General features: G+C 69.6%; 11 protein-coding genes, 2 rRNA genes and 1 riboswitch. Of the genes, 1 reads left to right on the top strand and 12 read right to left on the bottom strand.

Annotated features, from left to right (window positions below; translation table 11 throughout):
• Window positions 1–90: 90 nt before the first annotated feature.
• Window positions 91–190: riboswitch (glycine riboswitch) on the bottom strand.
• 114 nt (window positions 191–304) lie between these two features.
• Window positions 305–679 (top strand): PRC-barrel domain-containing protein, encoded by a 375-nt coding sequence (locus tag AB0J57_RS04590; RefSeq protein ID WP_366126487.1) that lies wholly within the window; start codon window positions 305–307, stop codon window positions 677–679.
• On the opposite strand, the gene AB0J57_RS04585 is transcribed toward AB0J57_RS04590, so the two are convergent.
• The 12 genes from AB0J57_RS04585 to AB0J57_RS04530 form a co-directional block, all read right to left on the bottom strand.
• Window positions 598–2469 (bottom strand): DNA polymerase IV, encoded by a 1872-nt coding sequence (locus AB0J57_RS04585; RefSeq protein WP_366126486.1) that lies wholly within the window; start codon window positions 2467–2469, stop codon window positions 598–600. The two genes, AB0J57_RS04590 and AB0J57_RS04585, sit on opposite strands and share 82 nt — an antisense overlap.
• Window positions 2470–2527: 58 nt before the next feature.
• Window positions 2528–3181, bottom strand: coding sequence for a MerR family transcriptional regulator (locus AB0J57_RS04580; RefSeq protein WP_366126485.1), 654 nt, complete (start codon window positions 3179–3181; stop codon window positions 2528–2530).
• A 312-nt stretch (window positions 3182–3493) separates the two neighbouring features.
• On the bottom strand, window positions 3494–3967 hold the full coding sequence (locus AB0J57_RS04575) for a bifunctional nuclease family protein (protein ID WP_004002801.1): 474 nt from the start codon (window positions 3965–3967) through the stop codon (window positions 3494–3496).
• A gap of 54 nt (window positions 3968–4021) precedes the next feature.
• On the bottom strand, window positions 4022–4774 hold the full coding sequence (locus AB0J57_RS04570) for a MerR family transcriptional regulator (protein ID WP_366126484.1): 753 nt from the start codon (window positions 4772–4774) through the stop codon (window positions 4022–4024).
• Window positions 4775–4791: 17 nt separating this feature from the next.
• The gene (locus tag AB0J57_RS04565; protein WP_366127152.1) at window positions 4792–5730 is read right to left on the bottom strand and encodes an FHA domain-containing protein; all 939 of its coding nucleotides are present in this window, start codon (window positions 5728–5730) and stop codon (window positions 4792–4794) included.
• Window positions 5731–5791: 61 nt separating this feature from the next.
• Window positions 5792–6607, bottom strand: a complete 816-nt coding sequence (locus tag AB0J57_RS04560) for a DUF881 domain-containing protein (protein WP_366126483.1) — start codon at window positions 6605–6607, stop codon at window positions 5792–5794.
• A gap of 5 nt (window positions 6608–6612) precedes the next feature.
• The gene (locus tag AB0J57_RS04555; RefSeq protein ID WP_064068997.1) at window positions 6613–6945 is read right to left on the bottom strand and encodes a small basic family protein; all 333 of its coding nucleotides are present in this window, start codon (window positions 6943–6945) and stop codon (window positions 6613–6615) included.
• Window positions 6942–7877, bottom strand: coding sequence for a DUF881 domain-containing protein (locus AB0J57_RS04550; RefSeq protein WP_366126482.1), 936 nt, complete (start codon window positions 7875–7877; stop codon window positions 6942–6944). Before AB0J57_RS04550 ends, AB0J57_RS04555 begins: the two co-directional genes overlap by 4 nt.
• A 115-nt stretch (window positions 7878–7992) precedes the next feature.
• Window positions 7993–10488 carry a mannose-1-phosphate guanyltransferase gene (locus tag AB0J57_RS04545; protein ID WP_366126481.1) on the bottom strand — a complete coding sequence of 832 codons (2496 nt, stop codon included), beginning with the start codon at window positions 10486–10488 and terminating at the stop codon, window positions 7993–7995.
• 123 nt (window positions 10489–10611) lie between these two features.
• Window positions 10612–11220, bottom strand: coding sequence for a CDP-alcohol phosphatidyltransferase family protein (locus AB0J57_RS04540; protein WP_366126480.1), 609 nt, complete (start codon window positions 11218–11220; stop codon window positions 10612–10614).
• Window positions 11221–11369: 149 nt separating this feature from the next.
• Window positions 11370–11486: ribosomal RNA gene (rrf, locus tag AB0J57_RS04535) — 5S ribosomal RNA — on the bottom strand.
• Window positions 11487–11571: 85 nt separating this feature from the next.
• Window positions 11572–11665, bottom strand: a 23S ribosomal RNA gene (locus AB0J57_RS04530); the annotation flags it as partial.

Below are 11665 nucleotides of genomic sequence, written 5' to 3'. Positions count from 1 at the left end.
TCACCGGACCTCCCCGGGTCGGGGCGGGCCGGCTTTCACCGTCGGTGAGAGCGGATGCCGTCGAACGCCCGCCCTGCTTTCCAGAGTGACCTCGTCCGTGCGGTACCGGGTGCCTGAGAGATTCCGGGGAGGATTTGCTCCTTCGGCGCCTCCGAAAGGTTTCTCCGGAGGACTCTCCCGCACGGGGTCAGCGGCCGTCTGCCAGCCTACCAGCGCGGTCCTCGCCCGATCCCTCGAGTGGCCGACGTCACCGATGTGCACTTTCGTAGTGTTTACAGAGCGGTTGCGACCAGTTGGAGGGACCGTGCAGACCGATATCGATCCGCGCAGCCTGATCGGCCGCAAGGCCTTCGACCGCAACGGCCACAAGATCGGCACCATCGACGAGGTGTACCTGGACGACGCGACGGGCGTCCCCGAGTGGGCCGCCGTCCGCACGGGCCTGTTCAGCCGCGACGCCTTCGTCCCCCTGGAGCCGAGCGACCTCGCGGACGACGGCCTGCACATCCCGTACGACCGTGCCCTGATCAAGGACGCCCCCGACTTCGGCGTCGGCCGCCACCTCTCCCCCGAGCAGGAGCTCCAGCTCTACCACCACTACGGTCTCGCGCTCCCGCCACCTCCTTCCCCGGAGTCCCCTGACCGCGACTTCGGCAAGGTCGCCGGCCAGGACGACTGACCCGGTACGAGCGGCAACGGCTCCGACGGCTCCAGGTCCGGGTCGTCCGCCCAGAACGTCCGCACCCGCCCCGGCGCCGACCCCGGCACCTCGAACCGCACGGTCACCCTCCCCACCCCACTGCCCTGCACCCACCCGGCCCCATGCTCCACATGCCGCACATCCTGCCCAGCCACCCACCGCCGCCCCTCACCCCCACCACCAGGCCCACCGGGCGCGGCGCCGCCAGCGCCCCCGGCCACGCCCGCACCACCGGCCGGGTCACCACGCCCAGCGGGGCCACCGCCACCGGAGGCTGTGCCACCACGGCCGGGTGCGCCCACGCCACCGGGTACGCCTGCGCCCGACGCTGGGCCACCACCCCGGGGAACGTCCGCAGCACCGGCCGAGCCCGCACCACCGGCAGGGCCACCGCCACCAGGGACGCCCGCACCACCCACTGAGCCACCGCCCCCGGCTACGCCCCCACCACCGGACCCCACCACCCCGGGCCCGGCCACACCGGCCGCGTCTCCCACGCGAGCATGGGCGCCCAGCCCCACCGCAGGTCCGCCTGCCCCGGCCACGTGCCCCTCCCCGTACGCGGGAGCCGGGCCGGACGGCACGGTCGCCGGGCGGGGGCCGCCGACGTCTGGCAGGGCACCCGGCTCCGCCCGCACAGGTACGCCGCTTCCGGCCGAGCCGGCCGACGTACCGTCCACGCCCGCCACCCCCTCCGCGGCGGCCTGGGCGAACAGGTCCTCTTGCGTGTAGTCCGCGAGCCCCGAGACGCCCACGCCGAGGAGCCGCACCCCGCCCGTGGTGTCCACGCCTTCGAGCAGCCGGGCCGCGGCCTCCCGCACCACCACGGGGTCGTCCGTCGGCCCACGCAGCGTCTCGGACCTGGTCAGCGTCGAGAAGTCGTACCGCCGTACCTTCAGGACCACCGTCCGCCCCGACCGACCCGCACCCCGCAGCCGCTGCACGCACCGCTCGGCCAGCCGTTCCACCTCCATCCGCACCCGCACCCGGTCGTGCAGGTCCACGTCGAAGGTGTCCTCCACCGACACCGACTTGGCGTCCCGCTCCGCCACCACGGGCCGGTCGTCGTACCCCATGGCCATCCGGTACAGGGACTCCCCGTGCGCCTTGCCCAGCAGCCGTACGAGCTCGTCCTCGCCCGCCGCCGCCAGGTCCGCCACCGTGGTCATACCGGCCCGCCGCAGGTGCTCCCCGGTGGCCGGCCCCACCCCCGGCAGGATCCGCACCGACTTCGGGCCCAGCAGCTCCCGCTCCGTACCGGGCTCGATCAGCACCAGCCCGTCGGGCTTGGCCTCCTCCGAGGCGATCTTCGCGAGCATCTTGGAGCCGGCCAGACCCACCGACCCGGTCAGCCCCGTGACCGCGTGGATGTCCCTGCGCAGCCGCTCCCCGGCCGCCCGCGCGGTGGCCGCGTCATGCGCCGCGTCCCCGGCCTCCAGGTCCACGAAGGCCTCGTCGAGGCTCAGCGGCTCGACGAGCGGCGACAGCCCGCGCAGCAACTCCATGACCTGCTCACTGACCGCGCGGTACAGGGAGAACCGCGGCACCAGATACGCGGCGTTCGGCGCCAGCCGCCGCGCCTGTGCCATCGGCATCGCCGAATGCACCCCGAACCGCCTGGCCTCGTACGACGCCGTGGCGACGACCCCACGCGGCCCCAGGCCGCCGACAACCACCGGCTTTCCGCGCAGACTCGGCTTCGCCGCCTGCTCGGCGGCGGCGAAGAAGGCATCCATGTCCAGATGCAGGATCGTCGGCGCGGCTCTCACACCAACGATGCTGCCCTACGCCACTGACAATCGCCCGCACACACGTACGGAACGCGATTCAGACGGCCCTGTCACGTCTCCGCCGCGCCAGCTCGTCCGACGGGTTCTGCCCGACCAGCGTCTCCCCGGTGTCGATGCGCTCCCCGTGCAGTTGCGACAACGCCGCCTCGACGTCCCGCCACACCACGCCCACGGCGATCCCGAAGACCCCCTGGCCGCCCTGGAGCAGATCGACGACCTCGTCCGGCGACGAGCACTCGTACACCGTCGCACCGTCGCTCATGAGCGTCATGCGCTCCAGGTCGCGAAAGCCCCGCGCACGCAGGTGCTGGACGGCCGTGCGGATGTTCTGGAGGGCGACGCCCGTGTCCAGGAAGCGCTTGACGATCTTGAGGACGACCACATCGCGAAAGCTGTAGAGCCGCTGCGTTCCCGACCCGTACGCGGGCCGCACACTCGGCTCGACCAGCCCGGTACGGGCCCAGTAGTCGAGCTGCCGGTACGTGATCCCGGCGGCCGCGCACGCCGTCGGCCCGCGATAGCCGATCGTTTCGGCGACCGGATCGACCGGCTGCCCCTGCGCCGCGCCGACACCCGCGCCGGTCGCACCCGCGTGAGCCGGGTCGGCCGCACTTCCGTGAAGCGGATACGGCCCGCTCTTCCCCAGACTTCGTCCGGGGAGGCCCCCAGTCGCACCGTCGCCGCTGCTCATCACGCCGACCCTCCGTCCTTGACCTGCCATCTCGACGGTAGGCAGTCACCCGGGGTGCGTCAACGATCGCCACACTCGGCACGCCGAGTGATAATCACCCTGAGAGTGGTTTCCCGTATCCCAAATCCGGGAAAGGGTGCTCGAATGGGCCGAAAGCCCCCGGCCGCGCCTCTCGGCAACGCCCCTCGCCGCCGCCCCGGCGGCCGGCCGCGCCGGCCCGAAGCCCCGGCGGCCCACCGGCACGCATCAGCGAAAGGCCGCCGAGCATCACCAACCGGCTCACACCCAGCCGGTTGCGATGGCTCACCGGCCTCACTGGCTGCTGGTGCCGAAGTCCTCGGGCGAAATCTGGTCGAGGAACTCGCGGAACTTCTCCACCTCGTCCTCCTGCTCGTCGGGGATGGCGATTCCCGCGTCGTCGAGCACCCCGTCACTCCCGTAGATCGGGGTCCCGGTGCGCAAGGCCAGCGCTATGGCGTCGGAGGGCCTGGCGCTCACCTCGACTCCGCTGGCGAAGACCAGCTCCGCGTAGAAGACCCCTTCCCGCAGGTCCGTGATGCGGACCTCGGTCAGCTCCTGGCCCACGGCCTCGAGCACATCCTTGAAAAGGTCATGAGTGAGCGGCCGGGCGGGAGCCATGCCCTGCTGCGCGAAGGCGATCGCCGTCGCCTCCCCCGGACCGATCCAGATCGGGAGGTACCGGTCGCCTCCCACTTCACGCAGGAGCACGATCGGCTGGTTGGACGGCATTTCCACCCGGACACCGACAACATCGAGCTCGTTCACATTGCAACCCTAGGACGTGCCGGACCGGTTTGGATAGTCGGGCCCTTGTCAAGATCAGTGCAAGCGGACGCCGAGGGCCGTCTGCACCAGCGCGGCGTGCAGCCGTACGGACAGTGCCGCCAGCTCCTTCGCGGTCGCCTCGGCATGCGCCCTGGTCTGCGGATTACGGTGCCTGCGCAGCGGCGCGACCACCTGCTCGACCAGTCCGGCCTCCCGCTCGGCGGCGGCCTTCACCGCCCGCAGATGTCGCGGTTCCAGACCGAATCTCCCCAGATCCGCGACAAGTTTCGCGACCGTCACCGCCTCGGCGTCGTACCCGCCGTCCACGCCCTGCACGACGAGCCCGTACGACTCCCACTCGGCGAGCTCCTCCTCGCCGGCCCCCGCGGCCGCGAGCAGCTCCGCCCTGCCGACCCGGGCAGCCGTAGGACGGTCCTGCCCGGCCGGCTCCCATGGCTCGCCGTCCAGGGGGTCGCGCTGCGGCCCCGGGGCGGGCGGCAGCTCCGCCTGCTCGCCGCGCTCGACCGCGTCCAGGTGCTCGCGGATCACCTTCAGCGGCAGATAGTGATCCCGCTGCATCCGCAGGATGCGCGCCAGCCGCTCCACATCCCCGGGGCTGAACTTCCGGTATCCGGAAGCCGTCCGCTGCGGCTCGACGAGCCCCTCCGCCTCCAGGAACCTGATCTTGGAGATCGTGACTTCGGGAAACTCTTCACGCAGTTGGTTGAGCACCGTCCCGATGCTCACCAGCCGACCGCCCGCGCCGGCGGTGCCGTCGCCGGCACCGCCCGTCGTGGTTCGCAGCATGGGCCTCCCCTGCCGGGTCACACGCCCCGCTGGCTCGCGTAGAAGACCAGCCGGTACTTGCCGATCTGCACCTCGTCGCCGTTCGCCAGCGGAACCGAGTCGATCCGCTCACGGTTGACGTAGGTGCCGTTGAGGCTGCCGACGTCCGAGACGGTGAACGACCCGTCGGGCGACCTGCGGAACTCCACGTGACGGCGCGACACGGTCACGTCGTCGAGGAAGATGTCGCTCTGCGGGTGCCGGCCCGCCGTGGTCAGATCACTGTCCAGCAGGAAACGGCTGCCCGAGTTCGGACCGCGCCGCACCACCAGGAGCGCCGAACCGAGCGGCAGCGCCTCGACGGCCGCCTGCGCCTCGGGAGACAGCGACGGCAACTGCGTCTGGCCGGTGACCTCGGAGTCGTACGCCTCCAGGCCGGAGATGGAGATCGTCGACGTCGTCTCGGACGCGCGCTCGGCGGGGACGCCCGCCCGCAGCGGCGCACCGCAGTTGGAGCAGAACCGGCTCGCCTCGGCGTTGCGGTGCCCGCACCTCGTACACACCGGCATGGACGAATCCTCCTGCCGCGGCTGGCCCGCGTGGGCGCTCGTCGCGTACGGGTCGGGCGTAAACCCTCCACCCGTACTCGAGGTTGATGGTTCCCCGAAACCTATGCGGCCGGGACCGGCAGGGTCAACAGACGCGCCCTGGCCCCCCGGAATGTCACCGCCCGGACCCGCGACCTCATCACGGAAGAGCGGGCGCTCGCCGCCCTGCTCCTCACTCTGGCCATGGCGCGGCGCGCGGTGCCTGGCGTTGCCGCCGTCCTCGCGTGCGCTCTTGCCGAACAACTTCGCAAACAACTTCACGGGCGATTCCCCTTGAACGAAACAGACCCGCCCGTGGGGCAGGACGAACCCTGAATGACCACACCTGCCGACCCGGACATCATCACAACGTCCGTATCCTCCGGACAGTTTCCATCACGCACCACCTGTCTGATGCGTCGACCCCCCGCAACCCCCATGTACCCCCGCCTCACTGCGATGACGACCGAGCGTAGTCAGGCCGCTCCGCCGGTCGCAAGGCGTCCACGACGATCTTCTGCGACCGGGTCACCGTGGCGGTGGCCTGCTCCTTCTCCAGCGTCTGTACGACGCCTCCCGGGATGTTGAGCGCCGGTTCGAGGTCCTGCGGCTTGCCGATGACCTTGAAGCGGTACGGGGCCTTGATCTTCCGGCCGTCCACCTCTATGTCCCCGGCGTCACCGGAGAAGTACGAGTCGGCGACGACCCGGACGCCATTGACCTGGATCGCCTCGGCACCGGCCGCCCGCAGCTCCTGGATCGCGTCGAGCAGCATGTCGGACTCGACCGCGCCGGCGCCGTCGTCGATGGTCAGCGTGATGCCGGGCCCCTGCGCCGCCACCGTACCGGCCAGGATGCCGAGCTGGCGCTCCTTTTCCAGCGTCTGCTTCCGCGCCTCTTCCGCCTGGTCGGAGCTGTTCTCCAGCTCCGTGCGCTGGTCCTCCAGGCGGGCCTTCTCGTCCTCCAGCCGCTGCGTACGGTCGTCCAGCTCGTCGAGAATGCGCACCAGGTCCTCCTGGCGCGCGCCGCGCAGGGCACCGGTGTCGCTGGTCGAACGGACCTGGATCGCCAGGCCCAGGCCCAGCCCGAACAACAGCACGGCCACGATGAGTTGCGCCCGCGTGACCCGTGGCGGCCACAGGCCGGCCATCAGCCGCTGCCGCCCGGTCTGCTGCTCGGGCCCGCGCTGCTCCGGCTCAGGCCGCTGCTCGGGCTGTCGCCCCTGCTCCGGCTCGGGGGTCGGGTTCGGTGTCTCTTCGTTGCTCATCGGCCTCACGCCCGGAACACATGCCGCCGGATCGCGGCGGCGTTGGAGAAGATCCGGATGCCGAGCACGACCACCACACCCGTGGAGAGCTGCGCGCCGACGCCCAGCTTGTCGCCGAGGAACACGATCAACGCGGCCACGACGACGTTCGACAGGAAGGAGACGACGAAGACCTTGTCCACGAAGATCCCGTCGAGCATCGCCCGCAAGCCGCCGAAGACCGCGTCCAGGGCCGCCACGACGGCGATGGGCAGATAGGGCTCGACCACCGCCGGCACCTCGGGCCGGATGAACAGTCCGACCACGACTCCCACGACGAGGCCCAGTACGGCGATCAAGATGTGCCCTTCCCTGTGTCGGCCGCGCCCTGCCCGTCACCCGTTCCGGTTCCGGTGCCGGCGTTGCTCGGCTGTGCTGTACGTACGATCAGGCTCGGCGCGGCCGGCAGGCGCACCTCGGCCTGATCCGAAATGCTGGTGCGGATACCGAAGTTCTCCTGCAACACGTGCAGGTACTGCCCGTCGGCGCTGTCCTGGAACGTCGTGCTCAGCTTCTTTCCGTCCCCTACCGCCAGCACCGTGTACGGCGGCACCAGCGGCTTGTTGTCGACCAGTATGGCGTCGCCCGCCGCACGGATCGCCGACAGGGCGGTCAGACGCTGTCCATTGATGGCGATGGCTTCCGCACCGGCCTGCCACAGCCCGTTCACCACCCGCTGCATGTCACGGTCCCGGACCCGGCCCGTATCGGCGAACCCGCTGCTCTCCCGTGGCCCGCCGCCGCCCTCGTCGGTGTCCTTGGCGTCATCGACGACGAGCTTGACCCCCGGCCCCCGCACCGGCGTCGCCCCCGACAGCAGCGCCACGAGCTGCCCCTGATCCCCGCCGTGCTGCTCCAGCGCCTTGCGCTGCCGCTCCCCCACCTCGGTACGCAGCACCTCGATCCGCTTCTCCAGAGCGTCCGCCGCCGAGGTCTCCGACTCGATGCGGTCGATGAGCTCCTCGCGCTCCTTCGCCACCACCGGTGCCGATATCTGCGCCTGCGCGGCACCGAGCGTGACCACCAGGGCGGCCAGCACCAGTCCGGCCGCCAGTCCCAGCTTGGCGCGCAGTGTGCGGGGCAGGCCGCCACCCTCGGCGGCGCGGCGGGCGGACGCCTCCGCGTACCCGTCGTCGAGCGCGTGGTCCATCACATTGGTCAGCAGCGACATGGACGCATCGGGACGCGGAGGCGGGGAGCCGGTGCTCCGAACGGGGGGCTGCTGCGACATGCCGCACATCGTCGCACGTCGGAGCGGCTACCGCCGAATGGCCCCACCGGTGTTGCCGGAAGGCGCCCAGGGACGCCTCCCGGCACACCGTTCTGCGGCCGCCGTGCTCAGCGGCTCAGCGGCCCGCGCTGTCCACCACGGCGGCCCACTCGTCCAGCAGTGCCTGCGCGGACGCGTCGTCCGGGCCCTCCGCCCACAGGTGCGTGACGGCCTCGGCCGGGTCGGGCAGCACCATCACCCACCGGCCGTCGGCCTCGACGACCCGCACACCGTCGGTGGTGTCCACGTGCCGGTCCCCGGCCGCTTCCACGACCCGGCGCATCACCAGGCCCTTGACCGCCCACGGCGTCGCCAGGTCCCGCTTCAGCACATGCGCACGCGGAATGCGCGCGTCGATCTGGCTGAGCGTGAGCTGGGTACGCGCCACGAGCCCGATCAGCCGCACGAACGCCGCCGTACCGTCGAAGACGCTGCTGAACTCGGGAACGATGAAACCACCGCGGCCGTCCCCGCCGAAGATCGTCGACTCCTCACGCCCGACCCGGGTCAGGTCGTCCGGAGACGTCGTCGTCCAGTCCACCTGCGTACCGTGGTACGCCGCGACCTGCTCGGCGATCCTCGTCGTCGTCACCGGCAGCGCCACACGCCCGCTGCGCCGCTCGGCGGCCACCAGGTCCAGCATCACCAGAAGCGCCCGGTCGTCCTCGATGATCCGGCCCCGCTCGTCGACGAGCGACAGCCGCTCACCGACCGTGTCGAACCGCACCCCGAACGCCGCACGCGCCGACGCCACTATCTCGCCGAGCCGCACCAGCCCGGCCCGCCGCGACTCGGCGGACTCGGTGGGCCGCGACTCGTCCAGACCGGGGTTGATCGTCAGCGAGTCCACCCCGAGGCGCCCCAGGAGGCTGGGCAGAACGAGCCCGGCACTTCCGTTGGACGCGTCCACGACGACCTTCAGCCCCGCTTCCGAGACGCCGGTCGTGTCGACGTTCCGCAGCAGGGATCCGGTGTACGAGTCGAAGACGCTGGACGGGAAGCTCAGGTCGCCGATCTCGCCCGGGAACGCACGCCGGTACTCCTGGCGCGCGTACACCCGGTCGAGCTTCCGCTGCCCCGCCTGTGACAGGTCGGCGCCCCGCTCGTCGAAGAACATGATGTCCACCGAGTCGGGCACGCCGGGCGTCGTCCGGATCATGATGCCGCCGGCGCTTCCCCGAGCCGTCTGCTGGCGCGCGACGGGCAGGGGCACGTTCTCCAGGTCGCGTACGTCGATGGCGCTGGCCTGGAGCGCGGAGATCACCGCCCGCTTGAGCGCCCGCGCGCCGCGGGAGTGGTCACGGGCGGTGGTGACCGTCGCCCCCTTCTTGAGCGTCGTCGCGTACGCGCCCGCCAGCCGTACCGCCAGCTCCGGGGTGATCTCGACGTTCAGGATCCCGGAGACACCACGCGCCCCGAAGAGATGCGCCTGCCCACGGGACTCCCAGATCACCGAGGTGTTGACGAAGGCACCGGCCTCGATGGTCTTGAAGGGGTAGACCCGCACGTTGCCCTGGACGATCGATTCTTCACCGACGAGGCACTCGTCGCCGATGACGGCCCCGTCCTCGATGCGGGCCGCCCGCATGATGTCGGTGTTCTTGCCGATCACACAGCCGCGAAGATTGCTGTGCTGCCCGATGTAGACGTTGTCGTGAACAACCGCCTTGTGCAGGAAAGCGCCGCTCTTCACGACCACGTTCGAGCCGACGACCGTGTGCTCGCGGATCTCCACACCCGCCTCGACCTTGGCGTAGTCCCCGATGTAGAGGGGCCCACGCAGCACCGCGTCCGGATGCACCTCGGCACCCTCGGCGACCCACACACCCGGCGAGATCTCGAACCCGTCGAGTTCGACATCAACCTTCCCCTCGAGCACGTCGGCCTGCGCCTTGACGTAGCTTTCGTGGGTGCCGACGTCCTCCCAGTAGCCCTCGGCGACATAGCCGTAGATCGGCTTGCCTTCCTTCATGAGCTGCGGAAAGACGTCCCCGGACCAGTCCACCGGAACATCCGCTTCGACGTAGTCGAAGACCTCGGGCTCCATGACGTAGATGCCGGTGTTCACCGTGTCGGAGAAGACCTGCCCCCAGGTGGGCTTCTCCAGGAAGCGCTCCACCTTCCCTTCCTCGTCCACGATGGTGATGCCGAATTCCAGCGGATTCGGTACCCGGGTCAGACACACCGTGACCATCGCGCCCTTTTCCTTGTGGAACGCGATGAGGTCGGTCAGATCAAAATCCGTGAGCGCATCACCGGAGATGACGAGGAAGGCGTCGTCCTTCAGTGCTTCCTCGGCGTTCTTGACACTTCCCGCGGTACCGAGTGGCTTCTCCTCGTTGGCATAGGTCAGTTCCATGCCGAGTTCTTCGCCGTCACCAAAGTAGTTCTTAACGAGTGAGGCGAGGAACTGCACGGTCACGACGGTCTCATTGAGCCCGTGCCGCTTGAGCAGCCGCAGCACATGCTCCATGATCGGCCGGTTGGCAACCGGCAGGAGCGGCTTGGGCATGCTCGAGGTCATGGGGCGAAGTCGAGTTCCTTCGCCACCGGCCATAACGACGGCCTTCATGTCGGAAGCGTCCTCCTTGCAGAGACGACGGTCAAGCCGACTTCACCCGTCCGGGACAGCGTCCGTCTTAGGACAAACAGGCACAGGCGCCGGCAATCACTGCACGGCACCGGACAGACGGGCTCAATCGGCCGCGGTATCCGCCTTGACAAGTCGGCGGACCTGGACCACGTAGAGGATCCCTGCCCACCAATACAGAGTTGTACCCCATCCGGCGAAGGCCCACCCGAAAACTTCAGCGAGTGACGAAAGCCAACCACTCCCGTCACTGAGCAGCAGGAGCGGGAAGGCGTACATCAAGTTGAACGTCGCCGCCTTGCCCAGGAAGTTCACCTGCGGAGGCGGATACCCGTGCCGGCGGAGGATTCCCACCATCACCAGCAGCATCAGCTCGCGAGCCAAAAGGGCCACGGTCAGCCAGAGCGGCAGGATCTCACGCCATGTCAGACCGACAAGGGTGGAAAGGATGTACAGGCGGTCGGCGGCCGGGTCCAGGAGGCGCCCCAACCTGCTGATCTGGTTCCAGCGCCGGGCCAGCTTGCCGTCGAGGTAGTCGCTGACACCACTGAGCATGAGTACGAGCAACGCCCAGCCGTCACTCTTCGGCCCGCCGAACTCGGGGCGAAGGATCAGCCACAGGAACAGCGGCACGCCTGCGAGGCGGGCCATGCTGAGGATGTTGGGGATGGTGAGGACCCGGTCCGTCTGAACGCGAGTCTCCTGAACCTCCACCCGGGGGCCTCCTGTGGAAACGTGCCAACGATGCCCCCTGACTTTACCGTCAGCCGACTCGGGCCGGCGCACAGGGGGTGACCCGGCCCTTGGAACGCAAAAAAGCCTCAGACCCCGGACACGAAGTCCAGGGCCTGAGGCCAATAATTGTTCGGCGGCGTCCTACTCTCCCACAGGGTCCCCCCTGCAGTACCATCGGCGCTGAAAGGCTTAGCTTCCGGGTTCGGAATGTAACCGGGCGTTTCCCTAACGCTATGACCACCGAAACACTATGAAGATGTCGAACTACAACCAACCGGCAAAGGGCGGGAGTTCGTTACTTCAGAACTAACACAGTGGACGCGAGCAACTGAGGACAAGCCCTCGGCCTATTAGTACCGGTCAACTCCACCCATTACTGGGCTTCCATATCCGGCCTATCAACCCAGTCGTCTACTGGGAGCCT

Origin of the sequence: Streptomyces sp. NPDC049837, from assembly GCF_040674455.1 — a bacterium.
Taxonomy (GTDB): Bacteria; Actinomycetota; Actinomycetes; order Streptomycetales; family Streptomycetaceae; genus Streptomyces.
This window is presented reverse-complemented; position numbering and strand designations above follow the sequence as displayed.